Source organism: Catellatospora sp. NPDC049133 (genome assembly GCF_040648455.1).
Taxonomy (GTDB): domain Bacteria; phylum Actinomycetota; class Actinomycetes; order Mycobacteriales; family Micromonosporaceae; genus Catellatospora; species Catellatospora aurea.
This window is the reverse complement of sequence record NZ_JBEZDT010000006.1, coordinates 250,918-271,220: the sequence shown is the minus strand read 5'-3', so window position 1 is coordinate 271,220 and position 20,303 is coordinate 250,918. Positions and strand designations below refer to the sequence as shown.

20 protein-coding genes and 1 pseudogene are annotated in these 20,303 nt (G+C 71.3%); 11 read left to right on the top strand and 10 right to left on the bottom strand.

The window, feature by feature from the left end; translation table 11 throughout:
• The first annotated feature begins 70 nt into the window (after positions 1 to 70).
• The 4 genes from AB0B35_RS09255 to AB0B35_RS09240 all read left to right on the top strand — a co-directional run bounded on the left by AB0B35_RS09255 (position 71) and on the right by AB0B35_RS09240 (position 3,021).
• Positions 71 to 715 (top strand): class I SAM-dependent methyltransferase, encoded by a 645-nt coding sequence (locus AB0B35_RS09255; RefSeq protein ID WP_361042767.1) that lies wholly within the window; start codon positions 71 to 73, stop codon positions 713 to 715.
• 12 nt (positions 716 to 727) lie between these two features.
• Entirely contained in the window at positions 728 to 1,324 is a 597-nt protein-coding gene (locus tag AB0B35_RS09250) for a hypothetical protein (protein ID WP_361042765.1), read from the top strand.
• 121 nt (positions 1,325 to 1,445) lie between these two features.
• Complete coding sequence (locus AB0B35_RS09245) at positions 1,446 to 2,501, top strand: aldo/keto reductase (RefSeq protein WP_361042762.1); 1,056 nt, start codon at positions 1,446 to 1,448, stop codon at positions 2,499 to 2,501.
• 4 nt (positions 2,502 to 2,505) lie between these two features.
• Positions 2,506 to 3,021: a helix-turn-helix domain-containing protein gene (locus tag AB0B35_RS09240; protein ID WP_361042759.1), complete on the top strand. Its 516-nt coding sequence runs from the start codon at positions 2,506 to 2,508 to the stop codon at positions 3,019 to 3,021.
• 7 nt (positions 3,022 to 3,028) lie between these two features.
• On the opposite strand, the gene AB0B35_RS09235 is transcribed toward AB0B35_RS09240, so the two are convergent.
• Positions 3,029 to 4,039 (bottom strand): fibronectin type III domain-containing protein, encoded by a 1,011-nt coding sequence (locus AB0B35_RS09235; RefSeq protein WP_361042756.1) that lies wholly within the window; start codon positions 4,037 to 4,039, stop codon positions 3,029 to 3,031.
• Between the two features lie 167 nt (positions 4,040 to 4,206).
• Between AB0B35_RS09235 and AB0B35_RS09230 the strand changes: the two genes are divergently transcribed.
• The gene (locus AB0B35_RS09230; RefSeq protein WP_361042754.1) at positions 4,207 to 5,001 is read left to right on the top strand and encodes an SGNH/GDSL hydrolase family protein; all 795 of its coding nucleotides are present in this window, start codon (positions 4,207 to 4,209) and stop codon (positions 4,999 to 5,001) included.
• Between the two features lie 18 nt (positions 5,002 to 5,019).
• Here the strand turns inward: AB0B35_RS09230 and AB0B35_RS09225 are convergent, their stop codons facing one another.
• Together AB0B35_RS09225 and AB0B35_RS09220 are read right to left on the bottom strand one after the other, a co-directional pair.
• On the bottom strand, positions 5,020 to 5,928 hold the full coding sequence (locus AB0B35_RS09225; RefSeq protein ID WP_361042752.1) for a hypothetical protein: 909 nt from the start codon (positions 5,926 to 5,928) through the stop codon (positions 5,020 to 5,022).
• A gap of 122 nt (positions 5,929 to 6,050) precedes the next feature.
• Positions 6,051 to 6,845: a metalloregulator ArsR/SmtB family transcription factor gene (locus tag AB0B35_RS09220; RefSeq protein WP_361042749.1), complete on the bottom strand. Its 795-nt coding sequence runs from the start codon at positions 6,843 to 6,845 to the stop codon at positions 6,051 to 6,053.
• 755 nt (positions 6,846 to 7,600) lie between these two features.
• On the opposite strand from AB0B35_RS09220, the pseudogene AB0B35_RS09215 reads away from it, so the two are divergent.
• Positions 7,601 to 8,764 (top strand): annotated as a pseudogene (locus tag AB0B35_RS09215) (glycoside hydrolase domain-containing protein); the annotation flags it as partial.
• Between the two features lie 55 nt (positions 8,765 to 8,819).
• Here the strand turns inward: AB0B35_RS09215 and AB0B35_RS09210 are convergent.
• Complete coding sequence (locus AB0B35_RS09210) at positions 8,820 to 9,473, bottom strand: NAD(P)H-dependent oxidoreductase (RefSeq protein ID WP_361042747.1); 654 nt, start codon at positions 9,471 to 9,473, stop codon at positions 8,820 to 8,822.
• A 245-nt stretch (positions 9,474 to 9,718) separates the two neighbouring features.
• Between AB0B35_RS09210 and AB0B35_RS09205 the strand changes: the two genes are divergently transcribed.
• Positions 9,719 to 10,489, top strand: coding sequence for an SDR family NAD(P)-dependent oxidoreductase (locus tag AB0B35_RS09205; protein ID WP_361042744.1), 771 nt, complete (start codon positions 9,719 to 9,721; stop codon positions 10,487 to 10,489).
• A gap of 93 nt (positions 10,490 to 10,582) precedes the next feature.
• Here the strand turns inward: AB0B35_RS09205 and AB0B35_RS09200 are convergent, their stop codons facing one another.
• On the bottom strand, positions 10,583 to 11,662 hold the full coding sequence (locus tag AB0B35_RS09200) for a Gfo/Idh/MocA family oxidoreductase (RefSeq protein WP_361042742.1): 1,080 nt from the start codon (positions 11,660 to 11,662) through the stop codon (positions 10,583 to 10,585).
• A gap of 343 nt (positions 11,663 to 12,005) precedes the next feature.
• Between AB0B35_RS09200 and AB0B35_RS09195 the strand changes: the two genes are divergently transcribed.
• Together AB0B35_RS09195 and AB0B35_RS09190 are read left to right on the top strand one after the other, a co-directional pair.
• Entirely contained in the window at positions 12,006 to 12,662 is a 657-nt protein-coding gene (locus AB0B35_RS09195; RefSeq protein WP_360527795.1) for a response regulator transcription factor, read from the top strand.
• A gap of 2 nt (positions 12,663 to 12,664) precedes the next feature.
• Positions 12,665 to 14,047: a HAMP domain-containing sensor histidine kinase gene (locus AB0B35_RS09190; protein WP_361042740.1), complete on the top strand. Its 1,383-nt coding sequence runs from the start codon at positions 12,665 to 12,667 to the stop codon at positions 14,045 to 14,047.
• A 34-nt stretch (positions 14,048 to 14,081) separates the two neighbouring features.
• On the opposite strand, the gene AB0B35_RS09185 is transcribed toward AB0B35_RS09190, so the two are convergent.
• Positions 14,082 to 15,041: a hypothetical protein gene (locus AB0B35_RS09185; protein WP_361042738.1), complete on the bottom strand. Its 960-nt coding sequence runs from the start codon at positions 15,039 to 15,041 to the stop codon at positions 14,082 to 14,084.
• 80 nt (positions 15,042 to 15,121) lie between these two features.
• Between AB0B35_RS09185 and AB0B35_RS09180 the strand changes: the two genes are divergently transcribed.
• Both AB0B35_RS09180 and AB0B35_RS09175 read left to right on the top strand, forming a co-directional pair.
• On the top strand, positions 15,122 to 15,847 hold the full coding sequence (locus AB0B35_RS09180; RefSeq protein ID WP_361042735.1) for a hypothetical protein: 726 nt from the start codon (positions 15,122 to 15,124) through the stop codon (positions 15,845 to 15,847).
• Positions 15,847 to 16,176 (top strand): transcriptional regulator, encoded by a 330-nt coding sequence (locus tag AB0B35_RS09175; RefSeq protein ID WP_361042733.1) that lies wholly within the window; start codon positions 15,847 to 15,849, stop codon positions 16,174 to 16,176. Before AB0B35_RS09180 ends, AB0B35_RS09175 begins: the two co-directional genes overlap by 1 nt.
• A 106-nt stretch (positions 16,177 to 16,282) precedes the next feature.
• On the opposite strand, the gene AB0B35_RS09170 is transcribed toward AB0B35_RS09175, so the two are convergent.
• From AB0B35_RS09170 to AB0B35_RS09155, 4 genes are all read right to left on the bottom strand, one after another.
• Complete coding sequence (locus tag AB0B35_RS09170) at positions 16,283 to 17,191, bottom strand: TAXI family TRAP transporter solute-binding subunit (protein WP_361042858.1); 909 nt, start codon at positions 17,189 to 17,191, stop codon at positions 16,283 to 16,285.
• Between the two features lie 89 nt (positions 17,192 to 17,280).
• Positions 17,281 to 17,655 (bottom strand): hypothetical protein, encoded by a 375-nt coding sequence (locus AB0B35_RS09165; protein WP_361042731.1) that lies wholly within the window; start codon positions 17,653 to 17,655, stop codon positions 17,281 to 17,283.
• Between the two features lie 333 nt (positions 17,656 to 17,988).
• Positions 17,989 to 18,648 (bottom strand): hypothetical protein, encoded by a 660-nt coding sequence (locus tag AB0B35_RS09160; protein WP_361042728.1) that lies wholly within the window; start codon positions 18,646 to 18,648, stop codon positions 17,989 to 17,991.
• Positions 18,649 to 18,860: 212 nt separating this feature from the next.
• Positions 18,861 to 20,255 (bottom strand): amino acid permease, encoded by a 1,395-nt coding sequence (locus AB0B35_RS09155; protein ID WP_361042726.1) that lies wholly within the window; start codon positions 20,253 to 20,255, stop codon positions 18,861 to 18,863.
• Positions 20,256 to 20,303: the final 48 nt, after the last annotated feature.

Below are 20,303 nucleotides of genomic sequence, written 5' to 3'. Positions count from 1 at the left end.
TTCTTAACGGACGTCGGTGTAGAAGGTGCCCTTCCTTCGATCCGGGGCGGGGTGCTTAGGGTGGGCGGTTGTGACTGAGCCTTCGTTCCTCCACGACACCCGTGACGCGTACGACACCATCGCCGCCGCCTACGACGAGCAGTTCAAGGACGAGCTGGCGGGCATCCCGATCGAGCGGGCGATGATGGCCGCCTACGCCGATCTCGTGCTGGCCGGTGGCGGCGGTCCGACCCTGGACGTCGGCTGCGGCACCGGACCCGGCACGGCGCATCTGGCCGGCCTGGGCCTGGAGGTACGCGGCATCGACCTGTCCCCCGGCATGCTCGCGCTGGCCCGCGGCCGGTTTCCGCAACTGCGCTTCGACGAGGGCACCATGACGGCGCTGGACGTCGCCGACGGCTCGCTGGCCGGGATCAGCTCGCAGTACTCCGTGATCCACATCCCGGACGAGGAGCTGCCGGCGGTCCTCGCCGGGTTCCGGCGCGCGCTCGCCGACGGCGGGCACCTGCTGCTGATCTTCCAGAATCTCGACGAGCACCGCCTGCGCACCGAGGCGTTCGGGCACACGTTCACGTTGAACTACCACTTCCGGCCGGTCGAGCGCATGGCGCGGTTCGTCACCGAGGCCGGCTTCGACGTGTTCGCGCAGGCCAGCCGCAAGGCGCAGCCCGGCGAGCAGACGCCGCGCGGCATGCTGCTGGCACGGGCCTGCTAGCGTCGCGCGCTGATGAGCTCCTCAACCGATCGCCACGGCACCCTGCATACGCCCAGCCTGCACGTGCGCGTACCCGATGACCTGCCCGTCCTGCTGCGCAGCAACCGGCTCGCGTACGCCCTGCAGCTGACCCGGCGCAAGCTGCTGACCGTGCACCTGCCGGTCGCGGCCGCCCTGTCCCTGATCGCGATCCGGTCGTGGCTGGTGACGGTGGTGCTGCTCGCCGTGGTCGCCCTGCACTACGTGGTGACGTGCCTCGACGAGGCGGCCAAGGCCCGCTCGCCGCTGCTGGGCGCGGACGACCACGGCCTGTTCCTGCGGCCGAACGGCATCCTGCAGCCCGCCCTGCACCTGCCCTGGCCGCACGTGAAGGCGCTGGCCGTGCAGCGCTCCGGCGGCGTGTGGATGCTGTGTGTCACACCTCGAGACCCGGGCGAGGACAAGCGCGCGCAGGAGCGCGAGACGGCCGGGCGCTTCTACGGCTTCTGGCGCATCGTGGGCTACCAGCGCACGGTGCGCAGGCTGGGCACGAGCCTGTTCACGCCGATCGTCGGCGCCGACCCGGACCGCCTGCTCGGCGATCTGAACGCGCAGCGCGGCACCAGGTAGCGGCCCCGTATTCCGGCAGGTGGCCTGGCTCACGCCGCGCCACCTGCCGGAATGCGGAGACCATCGGGCTCGGTTGAGTCACTTGCACGATGCAAGTAACTCGACCTGGAGCTGACCACCCATGCGTTACACCACCTTCGGCCGCAACAACGGCCTGCGCGTCTCCGAGTACGGACTCGGCACCGGCAACTTCGGCACCCGCTGGGGCGCGGGAGCCGAACCCGCCGAGGCGCGCAAGATGTTCGACCGGTTCGCCGAGGCGGGCGGCACGCTGCTCGACACCGCCGACAACTACCAGGCCGGCCAGGCCGAGGAGCTGCTCGGCGAGTTCATGGGCGCCGAGCGCGACCGCTTCGTGGTGGCGGGCAAGTACGGCAACAACGGTGTCGGGCCGCGCGACGTGACCAACACCGGAAACAGCCGCAAGCACCTGTTCCAGGCGGTGGAGGCCAGCCTGAGGCGGCTGGGCACCGACTACCTCGACATCCTCTGGGCGCACGCCCCCGACGACCTCACCCCGATCGAGGAGATCCTGCGCGGCTTCGACGACCTCGTCAGCGCCGGCAAGATCCGCTACGGCGCGTTGTCGAACTTCCCCGCTTGGCGGGTGTCGCGCGCGGTGACGCTGACCGAGCTGCGCGGCTGGTCCCCGATCGTGGGCATCCAGGTCGAGTACAGCCTGGTCGACCGCACCGCCGAACGCGAGCTGCTGCCGATGGCGCAGTCGCTGGGACTGGGCGCGGCGATGTGGGGTCCGCTCGGCGGCGGCCTGCTCACCGGCAAGTACCGCAAGGGCGACGACGGGCGGCTGTCCGATCTGAAGATCCTCGTGCACACCGAGGACAGCGCGCAGAAGACCGCCGTGGTCGACGCCGTCCTCGACGTCGCCGCCGAGCTGGGAGCACCCGCCTCGCAGGTGGCCGTCGCCTGGATGCGGGAGAAGGGCGCCCGCGCCGCGACCGCGTACGTGCCGATCATCGGTCCGCGCAGCCTCGCCCAGCTCGACGACTACCTGGGCGCCCTGGACGTGGCCCTGACCCCGGCCCAGTTCGCACGCCTGGAGGAGGTCAGCGCCGTGCGTCTGGGCACCCCGCACGAGCTGAACGCCTGGAACCTGGCCGGTATCCGCGGCGGTGACGCGAGCGCCGTCGACGCCCCGGCGATCCCGGTAGCGTGATCTCATGCGGCGGACCAGCTTCGAGGACCTGGAGTGCCCGATCGCGCGCAGCCTGGAGCACGTGGGCGAGTGGTGGAGCATTCTGATCATGCGCGACGCGTTCGACGGCTTCACCCGGTTCGACGAGTTCGAACGCAGCCTCGCCATCGCCCCGAACATGCTGACCCGCCGCCTGAAGTCCCTGGTCGACGCTGGCCTCCTGGAGCGCCGCCGCTACCGGGACCGCCCGCCGCGCTACGAGTACGTGCTCACGGAGGCCGGGCGCGCCCTGCGCCCGGTCGTCGTGGCCCTGTACGCCTGGGGCAACCAGGACCTGGCCCCCGGCGACCGCAGCCTCGTGCTGGTGGACCGGGCCACCGGCCGCGAGGTGGAGCCGGTCCTGGTGGACCGGGCCACCGGCACGCCGCTGTCCGACCTGGACCTCGGCTTCACCGCCGGACCCGCCGCGACGGAACCGTTCCGCGACCGGCTCGCCGACGCAGCGGCCGCGCGCGGGCGGGACGCGGCGGGGGCCTCCTGACCGGCCGCTACGGCACCTGCCAGGTCATCACCTGGACCGGCTGCGACCTGACGGACTCGCCCGCGGAGTTGAGCGAGGTCACCTCGAACGTGTAGAGCGTGCCGTGCCGCAGGCCGGTCACGGTGAAGGCGGGTCCGTAGGACCACCCGATCAGGACGCCGTCGCGGTAGACGCGGTAGCCGTCGGTGGCCGCCATGACCGCTTCCCACGCCAGGAACACCTGGTAGGCCTGCGGGGTCCCGACGAGCATCCGGGTCGGCGGCGGCGCCTCGGCGTACGGCGGGGCCGTGGTGGCCGACACCGGCGCGCCCGGCGCGGACTCACCGGCCGTGTTCACCGCGGTGACGTGGAAGGTGTACGCCGTGCCGGGCGTGAGCCCGTCGACCACCGCCGACGGAGTCGTCACCGAGCGCAGGTACACGCCGTCGCGGTGGATCCGGTAGCCGGTCGCCCCCGGCACACCGGTCCAGGCCAGCTTCACCGAGCGGCTGGTGGACTCCGCGACGGTCGGCGCGTCAGGCGCGGCAGGCACGCGTACGGCGCTGTCCGGGCCGGTCAGCACGACGTCGTCGGCGGTGAACGCGTCCTGGGCGTACCAGCCGTGCAGGTAGACGGTGACGGTGTCGGCGGTGGCGGTGAAGCCGGTGGTGAGCCTGGTCCACGCGGTGCTCGGCGGGGTCCAGGCCACCCCGTGGTCGTGGCCGAGGAAGGCGTAGCCGCCGCGTACCCAGGCCGACAGCGTGTAGACCCCGCCCGGCTGGACCGGGATCGTCTGCGCGCAGCGGCCCGTGCTGCCCGCGGTGGGTGTGCCGGTCAGCGCTCGGCTGCCACTCTGCGCCGCACCGAATTGGTTCGTACCGGATTCGCAGGTCCACGCCCACACCACGGAGTGGTCGCCGTGTCGGGCGTCTTCAAATCCCGGGTTGGCGACCAGGTTCACGCCGGCGGCGGCGGCGCCGCCCACCGGGACGGACACCGCGGCGCAGGCCAGCACGGCCAGCAGGAGGAGGCGGCGCACGAACTCTCCAAACTGTAAAGTTTGCTGCCAGTAGCGCCGAACGCTAGCCGTCGCATGTAGTCATGTCAATGAAAAGACGTGGGAGTGGGACGGCGGCTTGTTAACGTTCATGGACCACCGCCGGGACGGGCCCGGCAGCCGTGAGAAGGCAGGCCGCCGTGGGTCTCATGTCCTGGGTTAAGCGCCGTGCCACACCCGTCGCCCCGAACGGCGCGCCGTTCGTCCACCGCCCCGCCGGAGCGCCCATGGAGGTCGTGTGCGCGGGCGACAGCATCACCCGCGGCCTGGCCAGCGGCGACTACGTCAGCCTGTTGCAGGAACGGCTCGGCCCGGCCGGCTACCGGTTCGTCAACGCGGGCGTGGACGGCAACCTGGCCTGGAACGTACGCCGCCGCCTGGACGAGGTCATCGCGTGCCGGCCCGACGCGGTCACCCTGCTGGTCGGCACGAACGACGTCAACGCCACCTACGACGCGCGCTGGGCCCGGCACTACCGCAGGCAGCAGCGCCTCCCCCGCACGCCGGACCGCCAGTGGTACCGGGAGAACGTGGACGCGATCCTCGACCGGCTGCAGAACGGCACCTCGGCGCGGCTGGCCGTGCTCGACCTGCCGCCCTTGGGCGAGGATCTGGCGAGCACGATGAACCAGCGGATACGCGAGTACAACGCGGTGCTGCGCGAGGTCGCGGAGGGGCGCGGCGTGCCGTGCCTGCCGCTGTACGAGCGGCTGACCGCGCTGCTGCCACCGGGGCACCGGCCGCCGCCGTACGAGGGCAGGCTGGGCCTGGCGATCCGGACCACCTTCCAGCACCTGGTGCTGCGCCGGTCCTGGAACGACATCTCGGCGGCCAACGGCCTGACCCTGCTGACCGACCACATCCACCTCAACGACACCGCCGCGGCCGTCATCGCCGACCTGATCGGCGAGTGGCTGCAGACGTCGCCGCCACGACGGCGCTGACCTCCGGCGTGGCCGGGCTCAGCTCACGTCCACGGGCCGCCACCGCAGGTCCGGGCGGTACGCCCAGGTGGCGCGGATGGCGGTCTCCGGCGGCTGGGCCATGTCGTCTGCCTTGATGACGATCGGATCGCGGCCGTGCAGCGACCAGCGCACCGCCATCGGCGTCTCCGGCTCGGCGGGGGACGGCCCGAGCAGATCGACGGCGCTCACCTCGGACCACGCGACCACGTCCGGCAGTGCCCGGAAGCGCAGGCCCGACCCGTCGACGGTGATCGGCGTCGCCGCGTCGGACGACTCGGCAGGCGCGCCACGCCACCGCTCCACGAGCCAGCCGACCGCGACCAGCAGCAGGGTCAGGGCCCAGGCGATCAGCCCGATGGCGATGGCCGCCAGACCCTCCAGGGGCTTGGCCGGCACGTGCAGGTTGCGCCAGGTCGACCAGCCGACCGCGGCGACGGACGGCACCAGGACCGGCCACCACGCGCGCAGTCCGCGGTAGCGCCCGATCGTCACCGGCGTCGCCGGGCACGGCTCGGCGCGTTCGAGCAGCATCCGCAGGTTCGGCGCCTCCAGCAGGGGCCGCAGTCTGCGACGCCGCTCGCCGGGCTCCCAGACCTCGGCCCCGATCAGCACGCCTGGCACCGCCGGGAGGAACACCAGCAGGATCCACCATGGCGCGTCCCTGACCTCGCCTCCGGCGATCGTCAACGCCAGGACGCTTCCGAAGAACGAGACCGCGCCCACCCCGAGGAGCAGCTGGCGGACGGTCCGGTCGCGCCGGTTCAGCCGGCGCACGTGCGCCACCGCCACCGCCGCCACGGCCGGATCGGGGTGCGCCCGCCCCTGCCTGGCGTGCGCGATCACCAGCGGCCTGTCCCGTTCCGGCAGGCTTGCCGGGGCGTCGGCGATGAGCGGGGTATCGATCACCGCCCGCACGGTAGCCCACCCGCACGAGCCCCGCTGTCCGCTCATCAGCGATCACGCGGCCCATGCCCTCGGTGAACCGTGGAGCGCCTCGACGCGTTCTCCGACAGGGCCTTCGCCCCGGCCTAGGCCGGCGCTTCGGCCATGGTGCGGCCGGTCTCCAGCAGGGTCTTCAGGTCCGACAGCAGGTGCGGCCAGCCCTGGCTGACCATGCCGGGCAGCGCGCTGCCGGGCGCGAAGCCGTCGTGCACGACGGTGAGCTTGACGAGGTCGCCGACCTGCTCCAGGTCGAAACTGACCTTCGAGCGCCGCTCGGCCGCGAGCTGCTGCCGCAGGTCCTCGTCCATGCCGACGGACTTGGCGAACTCGGGCGTGAAGGTGTGGAAGGTGTAGGCGAGCCGCCGGTAGGGGTCCGCCTCCAGCACGACCTGCGCCGGGTCGGCCATCACGACACCTAGCCGCTCCCAGGTCATCGTCGAGCCGACCTGCCAGTCGGTGTCGAAGGTGACCTGCCAGTACCGGCTGGTGAACGCCGGGTCGGTGATCGCCTGCCACAGCTTCCGCGGCGTGGTCCGGATGTACGTGGTGTAGACGAACTCGTCCATGTCCTGCTGCTCCAATGCCGTCTTCAGGTCCGCGAGCGCGTGCACCCGCCCGCGGTGGTAGCGGTCGATCCAGCGGTCGGCGATGGCGTTGATCGGCTCGGCGTTGAGGAAGTGCAGCTTCTCCCTGCCCCGCCACACGGTGGTGACGAGGTTGGCCTCCGCCAGCACCGCCAGGTGCTTGCTCACCGACTGCCGCGCCATGTCCAGACCCGCGCACAGCTCGCGCAGGGTCTGCCCGTTGCGGGCGTTGAGGCTGTCCAGCAGGGCGCGGCGGCTCGGGTCCGCCAGCGCCTTGAACACGTCGTCCATCGCCATCCCAACATGCAGCCGTCCGGCTGCATGTTTCGACCATAGGCAACTGATTGGCTGCATGTCAAACTTCGCCGCTTCGACACGCTTCCGCCATGCGCCCGACCTAGCGGCAGTCATGAATACGTGGTAGGAATTCTCCACACATCGATGTCTCAGCTGAAAATTCCTTCACACCCCCGGAGGCTCGCATGAGAAAGGTCCTATCAGGTCCAGCCGTCCTGGTCGCGATGTCCATCGCCGTCGCCGGTTCGTCTCTGGCGGGCGCGGCGGCGTGGGCCAAGCCCGCGGACGCCGTCGCCGAGGACGGCCGGACCGTCGGCTACCACGGATACCGCGTCACCGTGCCGACCTCGTGGCAGGTCGTCGACCTGAGCGCCGATCCGACGGCGTGCGTGCGGTTCGACCGGCCGACGGTCTACCTCGGACACCCAGGCGACCAGTCGACCTGTCCCGCCGACCTGGTCGGGCGCACCGCGGCGCTGATCATCGAACCGCTCGACGCCGTCTCGGCGACCCGCCTCACCCCGCAGGCAGCCGTCACCGCGCCGGGCACCGCGGTCGCGGCCCGCGCCGTGTCCCGCGACGACGCGATCCAGGTCGCCGTACGCGGCGCGGGTGTGCTGGTCACCGCCGCGCACACGCCCGACACCGAGGACGCCGTACGCCGCATCCTCGGCTCGGCGAAGCTGGGCCGCGACGCCAAGCCCGCCGCCGACAGCCTGCTCACCGGCGCGACGTCCGCCCGGACCGCCACCGCCGCGGCACCGCTGGCGGCGGCCGGGCCGCAGCCAGGCGTGTACACGGGCAAGGGCTTCGACACCTGCGCCGCCCCGTCCCAGTCGACCATGAACGCATGGCGCAACAGCTCGCCCTACCGGGCCGTCGGCGTCTACATCAGCGGCGCGAGCCGGTCCTGCTCGCAGCCCAACCTGACCGCGAGCTGGGTGACCAATCAGACCAACAACGGCTGGCGACTGATCCCGATCGAGCTCGGCCGGCAGGCCCCGTGCGGCACCCGGCTGCCGAAGATGTCCGCCGACCCCGCCACCGCACGGTCGCAGGGCGCGACTGCCGCGAACAGCGCGGTCAGCGCCGCCCAGGCGCTGGGCATCCCCGCCGGCAGCGCGATCTACAACGACGTCGAGCACTACCCGTCGAACGCCTCGTGCAAGGACGCCGTGCTGTCGTTCCTGTCCGGGTGGACGCAGCAGCTGCACGTGCGCGGCTACCTGTCCGGCATGTACTCCAGCGGTTCGTCGGGCATCACCGACGTCTGCAGCGCCTACCACGACACCCGCTACACGCGCCTGGACCACCTCTGGATCGCGTGGTGGAACGGCGTGGCCGACACCGACGGCGGCCAGTACTGCGACGACGCCTACTACACCAACCACCGGCGGCTGCACCAGTACGCCGGGGAGGTGCAGGAGACCTGGGGCGGGGTGCAGATCAACATCGACCGCAACTACCTCGACGTGTCGACGACGGTCTCGGAGGAGCCGCCGCCGACGTCGTGGAGCGCCGTCGTGGACAACGCCACCGCCGGCGGGTTCACCGCCGGCGCGAACTGGGGCACCTCGGCGTTCTCCGCCCAGCGCTACGGCGCCGACTACCGCTTCGCCGACCCGGTCGCGGCCAGCGACCCGGCCTGGTTCCGGGTGGACATCCCGCAGACCGCGTCGTACGAGGTGGCGATCTGGTATCCGGCCAACGCCGGCTACAACAGCGCGACCCCGTTCATCGTGGCCACCGCCTCGGGAAACCAGTCGGTGAGCGTCGACCAGCGGGTCAACGGCGGCCAGTGGATCTCACTGGGCGTCTTCACCCTCGCCGCCGGTGACGGCGACAAGGTCGGGGTGAGCCGGTGGACCACCGGCACCGGTTACGTCGTCGCCGACGCCGTGCGCTTCACCCGCGTCTAGCGGGCCGTCCCGGGGACCCGGCCGCGAGCACGGGTCCCCTGGACGGCAGGTCAGGTCAGGCCGGTGCGCCGACGGCCGGTGACAGGAATTCCCGGCCCAGGTCGCGGGCCTGCGCGACGGCCCCGGTCAGTGCCGCCTCGCGCTGGTGCGGGGTGATGTCCATCGGCTGGGCGTGGATGAACCGCAGGTCGGTGATGCCGACGAAGCCGAAGATCGCCCGCAGGTACGGCTCCTGGAAGTCGTACGAGTGCAGGTAGGAGCCCGCCGAGTAGTCCGCGCCGCGGGAGGTCACGCAGACCATGCGCTTGCCGTTGACCATCGGCACGACCTGGCCCGTCTCGTCGTACCGGAACAGGTATCCGGGCTGCACGAGGCAGTCGATGTAGTACTTCAGCGCGTACGGCACCCCGAAGTTCCACATCGGCGCGGTGATCAGATACGCGTCGGCGGAGACGAAGTGCTCGATCAGGGACTCGATCTGCCGCCACGACTCCGCGTGGCTGCGGTCGATCGGGCGGCCCACCATCAGCGTGTACTTCGCCTCGATGTTGTCACCCGCCATCGCCGGCAGGTCATGCCGGTACAGGTCGACGACGTCGACGGTGACGTCACCGGACTGCTCGCGAACGCCATTCAGAAATGCCTCGGAAACCCGAAGCGAATGGGATTCGGAACCACGGGGCGTGGCGATGATGTGCAGAATGCGCATGGCGTTCCCTCATCAGTGGAAGTGAAGGCAAATGTAGCGACGGCCAGCGGAAACGTTACCGATGTGTCGGAAGTTGGCAGTCATTGGAGTGACTTCTGTGGACCAATGCGAATTACGTTCGTTACCATTCGCATCCGATCCGGACAGACATGATCCCGACCTCCCGCACAAGGAGTGCGATTCGCCGCCGGAGGCGCTCCGGCGTAGGGTTGGCCACGGAGATCCACCACCGGAGAGGCACCCGCATGAGCAGCGTTCTGGTCACCGGCTCGGCAGACGGCATCGGCCTGCACACGGCGCGCGAACTGCTCGCCCTCGGGCACCGGGTGGTGCTGCACGCCCGCAACGAGCAGCGTGCCGCGCAGACCCGCGACGCGGTGCCGGGAGCGGCCGCGGTGCTCGTCGGCGACGTGTCGTCCCTGGCACAGACCCGCTCACTGGCCGCGGCGGCGACCGCGCACGGACCGTTCGACGCGGTGATCCACAACGTGGGGGTGGGCTCGGCCGCCCGGCGCGAACTCACCGAGGACGGCATCGAGCGCACCTTCGCCGTCAACGTGCTCGCCCCGTACCTGCTGACGGCCCTGATGCCGCTGCCGCAACGGCTGGTCTACCTGACCTCGGGGCTGGAGGCGGCCGGCCGGGCCGACTTCGACGACCTGCAGTTCGCCGACAAGGTGTGGAACGGCATGCAGGCATACAGCGACTCGAAGCTGCACGACGTGCTGCTGGCGTTCGCGGTGGCGCGGCATTTCCCGGCGGTGCTGAGCAACGCCGTCGACCCGGGGTGGATCAAGACCAGGATGGGCGGCCCGAACGCCCCTGACGAACTCGCCGACGGAGCCGAGACACAGGTGTGGCTGGCCACCGCCGACGAGGCCGAGGTCGGCTTCAGCGGCCGCTACCTCAAGCGCCGCCAGGACCTGCGCGCCAATGCCGCCGCCTACGACATCGCCGCCCAGGACCGCCTGCTGGCCGCCTGCGCCCACCTCACCGGGGAGAAGTTCCCGGCCTGACTCCGCCGGTCGCTGCAGTTTCGAGGAGACTGCAGGTTCCGCGCCCCGGGTTGCTGCGCTTTCCACGAAACTGCAGCAACCCGGGCGCGGTGATCACTGCCAGGGTTCGGTGCCGACGGAGACGGTCTGGCCCGTGCGGGCGGATTCGTCGATGGCGAGGCTGATCAGGTGGTCCTGGCAGGCCTGGGCCAGCGGGTAGGGCTGCTCTGCCTCGCCGCGCGCCCACCGGCCGGTCGCCTCCAGGATGGTCGCGATGGCGATCTCCTCGTCGGACAGCCGTACGCCCGCGTAGGGGTTGGTGTAGACCACGGAGCCGTCGAAGCTGATGTGGTCCAGGTCGAAGCCTTCGAGGTTGAGGTCGCGGCCGGTCTGGCGGCGGCGCAGTTCCGACTCCAGCACGGTCCGGGTGCCCTGCAGGCGCACCACCCGGTCGTCGGCGAGCTCGCCGAGGCTGCCGCGGACCAGGATGCGCCGGGTGCGCAGCTGGTTCCACCACTGGTTGTCGGTGAAGTCGTACAGGCCGCTGCGGCCGCCGAAGTCGATGGTGGCCAGCGTGTTCACGGCGGGTTTCGGGGTGGCGTCGTCGCGCCAGCCGGCCGGGCTCATCGGGTCGGCCAGCGGCGCGGTGAACGTGCGGGCGTGCACGCTCGCCGGGCCCATGCCGACGTCGAGCATGCCGCGCAGCATCGAGACCGCGTGGTAGCCGTGCGTGGACGACACCTGCGCCGAGGTGCGCTCGCCGATGGCGCCGGAGCGCAGCACCGCCAGCCGTGCCGCGTGGTCGGGCAGCAGCAGGTACTGCTCGGCGACCTGGACCTTCTCGGCCTTGCCGACCTGCGCCCAGAGCCTGCGCAACCCGTCTAGGTCCGGGGCGGGCGGGGTCTCCGACAGGACCGGCAGGCCGCGCTCCACCAGTGTCTCGACCAGGCCGGGGTTCACGCCCCAGGGCACCGAGGTGATGACGTATTCGGGGTCGCCGCTGCGCAGCAGGTCGCCGAGGTCCTGGGTGACGGGCAATCCCCAGCGCCCGGCCACCTCGGCGGCGGCCTCGACGGAGCGGGTCATCACACCGGTCACCGTGAACCGCTCGGGCATCAGCTCGGCGAGTTTGAAGAAGAACTGCGCACGCCAGCCGCGCCCGACGACCGCGTACCTGATGGGGTTCTGTGTCACCGGCAAACCGTACGCCCCGGGCGCCCGGGCGCATGACACACCATGCTCCGCCCGGGCGCCCGGCACGCCCGGCGGTCGTCGCGGCGGCACGGCGCGCGACGATCGCCGGGGACGGCCGTCGCCTCGCCCCACCGACGGACCGGCGACGACCTGCGCCCGGCGGCCTTCTCCCCCGGCCGGACGAGCGCACGAATGTTTAGGAAACTTTCTTAAATACAATTCGAGTCAACCACCGGCACCGATCCAAGTCAAGGCATCAATCGATGTGGACCGGCCCCGTTGGCGGCCACGTGCGGCGGTGACGCATCATCGAAGGCCACACGGGCGTGGAGGGGAGGTCAGGTTGCGCATCCTGCTGGTCGAGGACGATCTGCGGGTCGCCACCGCGATGAGCGCCGCGCTGACCCGCCGCGGGTACGACGTCGAGCACGCCGCCACCGCCGCCGCGGCCCTGTCCGCCGCCCCCTGCGACCTGGTGCTGCTCGACCTGTCCCTGCCCGACGGCGACGGCCTCGACGTGTGCCGCACCCTGCGCGCGCGCAGCCCTCAGCTGGGCATCATCGCGGTCACCGCCCGCGGCGAGGAGCGCGACCGGGTGGTCGGGCTGCGCGTCGGCGCGGACGACTACGTGGTCAAGCCGTTCTCCATGGTCGAACTGCAGGCGCGCATCGAGGCGGTGCTGCGCCGGGCCGCGTACGCCTCCCCCGAACTGATGGTCATCGTCGCCGGCCGGATCCGCATCGACGTGCCCGCCCGCGCCGTCACCGTCGACGGCAACGACGTCGCGCTGACCCGCAAGGAGTTCGACATCCTGCTGTCGCTGGCCCGCCACCCCGGACTGGTCATCACCCGCGACCGCATCCTGCTCGACGCCTGGCAGACCACCTGGGTCGCCCGGCACACCGTCGAGGTGCACGTCGGCTCCCTGCGCGGCAAGCTCGGCGACCCGCGGCTCATCGAATCCGTGCGCGGCGTCGGCTACCGGCTGCGCGGCGAGTAACCGTGCGCCAACGCCTGGCCGCCAGCTACCTGCTGCTGATGACGCTGGTCCTGCTCGCCCTGGAGATCCCGCTCGCGCTCACCCTGGCCAGCCGCGAGTCCGACCTGGTCCGCGCCGACCGGCTGGCCGACGCGACCCGCTTCGCCGCCCTGGCCCGGCCCGGCCTGCGCACCGACACCGTCGGCACCGTACGCGACGAACTGGCCCGCTACGACGAGCTGTACGGCATCGGCGCGGCCGTACTGGACCGCGACCGGCGCACCTTCGTCCGCTCGGTGAGCTACCACCTCGAACCCGGCCGGGGCGAGGCGGCCGTACGCGCCGCGCTCGCCGGGCAGCAGTACAGCTCGGCCGAGTCCGTGCTGCCCTGGACCGGTGATCCGATCGTGGTCGCCGTGCCGGTCAACGACAACGGCGAGGTCCTCGGCATGGTGATCATCGTGTCGCCGGCCGACCGGGTCCGCGACGCGGTGACCTTCTGGTGGCTCGCCCTGGGCGGCATCGGCCTGCTCGCCGCGCTGGCCTGCGTGCTCACCGCGCGCAGCCTGGCCAATTGGGTGCTGCGCCCGGTCACCGTGCTCGACGCGATGACGCACGAGGTCGCCGCCGGCGACGGCAACACCCGGATCTCCGACCAGGCCGGCCCGCCGGAACTGCGGCGGCTCACCCGCAGCTTCAACGACATGGCGTACGCCGTCGCCGACGCCATGGAGCGTCAGCGCGCCTTCGTCGCCCACGCCAGCCACCAGCTGCGCAACCCGCTCACCGCACTGCGGCTGCGCGTCGAGGAACTCGGACCGAGCCTGGCCGACGACGACGGCCGCAGCGAGCACCGGCTCGCCCTGGAGGAGACCGACCGGCTGGCGACGGTGCTCGACGGGCTGCTCACCCTGGCCCGCGCCGAACGCGGCCGGCACCAGCTGGTCACCATCGACGCGGTCGCGGTCGCGCAGGCGCGGGTCGCGGCGTGGGAGCCGCTGGCCCGCCACCACGGCACCACCCTCACGCTGACCGTCGGGCTGCCGGTGGCGCTGGTGCACGTCGTGCCGACCGCCCTCGACCAGACCCTGGACGCGCTGATCGACAACGCGGTCAAGTTCAGCGGACCGGGCGGGCGGGTCGAGGTGGAGGTCCGCACCGCCGACGACGGGATCGCGGTGCACGTGCGCGACGACGGCCCCGGCATGACCGACGCCCAGCTCGACCAGGCCACGGAACGCTTCTGGCGGGCCCCGGACGCGCAGAACATCGACGGCTCCGGCCTGGGCCTGACCATCGCGGCCGTGCTCGTCGACGCGTCCGGCGGCAAGCTCGCGATGACCCACGCCGGCCAGCGCGGCCTCGACGCCCGGGTGTGGCTGCCCGGCCTGGACACCGCCGCCTAGCTCGTACGTCCCGGCAGCCGGCCCGGCCCGCCGGTTACGGTACGCGCCAGACCGTCGATGCCCAGGTGCCGTTCGACAGGATGAGGTCGAGTCCGATCGTGTGCTCCGGGTACCCGAACAACGTCACGGGGGTGGCGGCCTCGTACTCAGGCGGCAGGACGATCCGTCCCGCCGGGCGCAGCTCGGCCGTGCACACCAGCGGCGGCGCCTCGAACACCGACAGCACGACCCGGGACTCGGACAGGAAGCACCCGTACACGTCGAAGCCCTCGTCCTCGCCGAGCACCTCCATGGTGAGTTCGTGCAGCAGCGTCAGATCCGGCCAGGACACGACGCGGACCGATTCCCCGAAGCTCGGATGCGGCATCAGCAGCAGCCGGCTTCCCGACGGGCTGAAGGCGGCGGCCACCACGTCGTCCAGGATGCGCTCGACGCTCACCCTGTCGCCGTCCGCGCGGACGCGGAAGACGGAACTGCCGTCCTGGCCCTCGCCCGCGTCCAGGAGAACCGAGCCGTCGTGCGGATGCGCCAGCGCGACCATCTCGGGCTCGGCGGTCGGCAACGGTGCCTCGTCGAGGACCGCACCCGCCGGGCTGACCAGCAGCACCCGGGGGCAGCCGTCGAGGCCGAATTTCTGGACGGCCCGCCCCACCGGGAGGTCGTCGGGCGGCGCGGTCACCAGGAGGCTGCCGTCCCGCAGCAACGTCGCGGAATCAGCGCCGCGTGCCGGCAGGTGTACGTCCACACCGTCACGACGGATCGTCAGGTCACGGTCGCCGGCCATGACCACCGTGGCCAGATCGGACGAGGCGTTGAGCAGCCTGCCGGCTGGGGCTTCAGCTGCCGCGATCGTGTCCAAGCGGTGATCCAGGGCCTCGACCCGACCGCCGGCCAGACGGTATTTGGGACCGGGCCCCAGCGAGCCCGGTCGCAGGTCCCAGCCGATCCTCAGATCGGTGCGCCGGGCGACGAGCTCGGCAGTGATGCGGCGCATCGGCAGATGTTAGACGGTCACACCGAAATCTCGCCGCACGCTCTCTTGCGCGGATTGGTCTGCGATGCAAAGCTAACTGCATGACACACGAGTCCGCTCCTCAGGCGAACAGTCCTCACGAGCTGCTGTCGTCGGTGCGCGACCTGACGCGCCAGGTCCGTGTCGCCCAGCGCGGGACCTGGTTTCCACTGCTGGTCCTCGCGATGGTCACACTCCTCGCGATTCCCGTGTATCGATACGCTCCCTATTGGGACGTCTTCAGCGCCTGCCGATCCGACGCGGACCACATGGTCTGCCCCGCGCCCAACCCGGCCGAACTCGCGTACTGGACCGTCGCGCTCACCGTCGCCTACGCGGTGATCGCGGGCTTCTACGTCAGGCAGTCCCGGCGGCGCGGCGTCGGCAGCCCGATCCGTCCCTACGTCGTCGTCGGCGTCGCGCTGGCCGTGCTGATGACGGCCGTGTCGACCTGGCTCACGTTCCACCCGCTCATTCCTATGCCCGCCGACCCGTCCTCGGCCGCCGACATCGAGGTCGGACCCGCGGCGTGGCTGGTCAACGGGCTGGCCAGCCCCGTGGCCGTGATCGGGCTGGCGCTGTTGGTACTCGCCTGGGTCGAGCGCCACTGGGCACTGCTGGCGTACACCGTCGTGCTGCTGGCTATCGTGGCGATCATGGGCGGTCAGGTCATCCAGTCGTCGTCGCGGTGGTTCTTCCTGCCGCACCTGCTCGTCCCGGCGGCCGTGCTGCTGCTCGGGTCCGCCGTCTTCGCCCTGTTCCGGCCGGCGACCGAGGCCAAGGCGTGATGACCGACCATCCGGCCAACGGCCTCGACGACGTCGTCCACCAGCGCGTCCGGCTGGGCATCATGGCCGTCACGCACCAGGCCCGCCAGGTGGAGTTCGGCTTCCTTCGCGAGACCCTGCAGCTTACGGCCGGCAACCTCGGACAGCACCTGACCGTGCTGGAGAAGGCCGAGCTGATCCGGATCGAGAAAGGCTACGAGGGCAAGCGCCCCCGCACCTGGGTCACCCTCACCGCCGCCGGCCAGACCGCCCTACGCGACGAGATCTCCCACCTCAAACAGCTCATCCACCAGGTCGAGCAAGCCGACACAGCACCGGCCGACCACTGACCGGCAGCCAGCCCCCTGCCGCGACTCTTGACGACTCGCGGCCTCAGACACGGCCCAAGGCCGCGAGTCTTCAAGGGTTGCGCGGGGCGGCGGGCGGCGGGGCAGGTCAGGGTTTGATCGACTGGTAGTAGCGGGCGGCGCCCGGGTGTAGGGGGAGCGGTGCGGTGGCGATGGCCGATTGCGGGTTGAGGCGTCCCGCGGCCGGGTGGGCGACCCCCAGCTCGTCGCGGTACTGCATGAGCAGCCGGGTCAGCTCGTAGACCAGGTCGTCGGGCATGTCCGCGCCGACCACGAGGTAGTTCGGATCGGCGACGGTGCTGATCGGGTCCAGCCCGTAGACCGAGGACGGGATGTCGCGGCTGACGTAGACCTCGCTGTAGCGCACCCGCAGCGGCTCGGTCCACTCGCCGAGCTCGACGAGCCGGATCGGCATCGCGTCGACCAGCTGCTCGACGGCCTTGACGGGCGGGCCGCCGGAGAAGAAGAACGCGTCGATCTCGCCGGCGGCCAGCGCCTGTGCGGAGGCGTCCAGGCCGAGTTGGCTGATCTTCACCTGGTCGCCGGACAGTTCGGCGACGTCCAGCAGGCGGTTCGCGGTGATCGCGGTGCCGGAGCCGGGCGCGCCGACCGAGACGGTGCGGCCGCGCAGGTCGGCCAGGCGGCGCACCGGTCCGTCGCCGCGTACCACCAGGTGCAGCAGGTCGTCGTAGACGCGCGCCACGGCCCGCACCTGGTTGCCGGTGGTGGGCAGGATGTCGGCCTGGGTGAAGCCGAGCTGCACCTGCCCGCTGCCGACGAGCCGCACGTTCTCCGCCGAGGCCGTGGTCACCAGGACGTTGGCGCGCACGTGCGGCAGCTCCCGGTTGATGATCGTCTTGTACGCCTCCCCGAAGACGTAGTAGACCCCGGTGCGGCTGCCGGTCGCGATGTCCAGGTGCACCGGTTCCGGCGCGGGCTCGGTGCACGCGCCCATCCCGAGCAGGACCGCCACGACCAGCGCGGCAGCCGACGGCATGCGCAGACGGACCACGGCGCAGAACCTACCCGACGCGCGCCGCACCCCGAAGCGAGCGCACCTACGCACCCTGGTCCGGCGGGCCGGAATCAGTCGCCGTCGCCGGCCAGGTCTCGGGCCTGCGCCTCCTGCTCGGCGTCGAAGCCTGCGACACCGGTGGTGCGGAACTGCTCGGCCTGGTCGTTGATCCAGCGGGTGTGCGCCTCCCAGGCCGATTGGCGCGTCATGCCCAGCGCGGCGCCAATCTGCGCCCAGGAGGCCCCGGCACTGCGCGCGCCGCGTACCGACAGCTGCCGGCCGTATCCGGCCTTGCGGATGATCAGCTCCCCGAGCGCCAGCGCCTGCAGCGATTCGTCGACCGTGAGGCCGACCTCGCCGAGCGCCTCGCGCAAGCGCAGCTCGTTGTAGCGGGTGACGGCCGTCTGGAGGGTGTGCTCGCGTTCGAGCTCGTCAGGCGTGGTCATTCCGTCAGGCTAGCCTGACATTCTCCAGCCTCGCCCACTTTATGCCGACAGCTGAGCCCGCGCTCGGATGCCCGCCGGTCGCGCACCCGATGATTCGCCGGATGGCGCAGTCCTTGATCCGTTTTTGTGGACGCCAGGTGCCCCTGTAGGGGCGTCCAGCGTCCACAAAAACGGATCAAGCACCAGATCCGGCCGACAGCGACCAATGCAAACAGGCTTATCAGACAGAACGACAGCTTGGCCGCCACCGGAAGGCGGGTCGGCACGGCACTCGGTGGCGGGCGCGCCCGGACCGTCAGACCGGACGCCAGGCCTCAACAACGGACGTCGCGCTCAGTGCAGGATGCCCGCGCCGTGCAGGATGCGGTGGGCGGTGCCGGCGGGGACGCTGACCAGCAGACTGCCCGCCTGGCGGGACAGGGCGGCCTGCGCCCCGAGCAGGTGCGCGCCCCGGACCAGGATCGCGGCCAGATCCTGGTCGATGACGCGTACGCCCAGGATGTGTTTGCGCATGTGGCGGCCCGCGGCCAGCAGCACGCCGCGCCACGCGGAGCCGGCCAGGCGCAACCGCTCGGCGTGCGCGGGCGCGGAGTGGCCGACCAGGGCCGTGCTCAGCACCGCCGCCCGCCCCTGCCGCCAGGCGCCTTCGGCGATCTCCAGGTACGCGGCGCGGTGCTCGCCGGGAACGCTGACCCGGTGCAGCAGGTAGCGGCGGCGCAGCCCCGCCTCGGCGGTCTCGTGGGCGTACGGCAGGTCCAGCGCCCGCATCAGCTGCCCCATGCGGCGGGCGGCGTGCTCGGCGCTGAACTCGACCGTCCCGGCCGGCGTGGCCGGGCGACGCGGATGACCCACCCGCACTCCCCCGTCCGGCGTCAGCGACGTCGCCCGCACCAGACAGGCCAGCTCGAACGCGTCCGTCAGCCGGGACCGGTCGAGCCGGACGACCGGCTCGCACGCGGCGGCAGCGGGCAGCAGCTCAAGGGTGGACCGCATGGCGAGCTCCCGTCGTCAACGTCGTGGTGCGGATGGTGCACCCACAGTGACGGCCACCCCCACCCGCGCGAAACACCCCCACCCCACCCTTGAGTAAAACTTGCGCATCCCCCCACCATGATCGTGGCGATCTTGCGCGAACTGTTGGCCTTTTGCCCGTTTGGGGCGTGTCGCACCCACAGCCCACGCAAGATCGTCGCGATCTTGGGGGGTCAGAGTGGGGGTGGGGAGGCGGCGGAGCCGTCGCGGGGTGGTGTGCGGCGGACTACGAGGCGGTTGACGGCCCAGAGGGCGACGCCGCCGAGGAGGAGCCAGAAGGCGAGGAGGTAGATGCCGGCCTCGCGGACGAAGGGGAACAGGAAGACGGCGGACACGATCGCGCCCAGGACCGGGATGACGGTCGGTGCGCGGAAGTGGCTGTGGCGGACGTGGTCGCGGCGCAGGACCAGTGCGGCGATGTTGACCAGCAGGAAGACTGCGGTCAGGAGCAGCACGGTGGTGTCGGACAGGTCGGTCAGGTCATTGACGGTCGCCATGAGCAGGATCGACAGGGCGGTGGTGAAGGCGATCGCGATCCATGGGGTACGGCGGTTGGACAGCACCGCGAAGGGACGTGGCAGTACGTCGCGCCGGGCCATGCCGTAGAGGAGCCGGGACGCCATCAGCATGTTGATCAGCATGGTGTTGGAGACGGCGACCATCGACACGGCGGAGAAGATCTGCGACACGGGCAGGTTCGGCGCGCCGATCTTGACGACTTCCAGCAGCGGACCGCTCGACGTGGTGAGCACGTCCAGCGGCACCACCATGGCCGCGGTGAACGCCACGAGCAGGTAGACGACGGCGGCGGCGAGCAGGCCGGTGATCATCGCGGGCGGGAAGTCCTTCGACGGTTCGGTGGTCTCCTCGGCGAGGTTCACCGAGTCCTCGAAGCCCAGGAACGCGTAGAAGGCGGTCGCCGCGCCCGCCATGATGCCGGTGACGACGCCGAACCCCTGACCGGAGAACGTGAACGCGGCGGACGGATCACCGGAGCCCTGGGCCAGCACGCTGGCCCCGACGCCGATGACGAACAGCAGCCCGGCCAGCTCGACGCAGGTGATCGCGATGTTGACTTTGATGGACTCGGCGACGCCCCAGAAGTTGACGGCCGCGACCAGCAGGATCGCCAGCGTGCCGATGAGGATCGTGGGCGGGTGCTCCACCCCGGTCAAACCGCTGAAGTAGCGCCCGCCGACCCGGGTGGCGGCGAAGCTCGCCGAGGTCACTCCGGACGCCATGATCGCGAAGGTGACGAGGAAGCTCAGGAACTTGATCTGGTACGCCCGGTCGCAGTACAGCGCCCCGCCTGCGGCCTGCGGATACTTCGTGACCAGCTCCATGTACGCGAACGCGGTCAGGAACGCCAGCACGAACGCGACCAGGAACGACGCCCAGATCGCGCCGCCGACCTCCGCGCCGACCTGCCCGGTCAGCGAGTAGATGCCGGCCCCGAGGATGTCACCCAGGATGAAGAAGATCAGCATGGGCCGGGTGATCACCCGGCGCAGCTCGTGCGGGTCGTCGCGCTGCGGCTGCGGCGCAGGGACCGAGACGTCTGCGGTCATGGGCCGCCTCCCGGGACCGAACGGGCACGAGATTGCCCGCTGTCTACA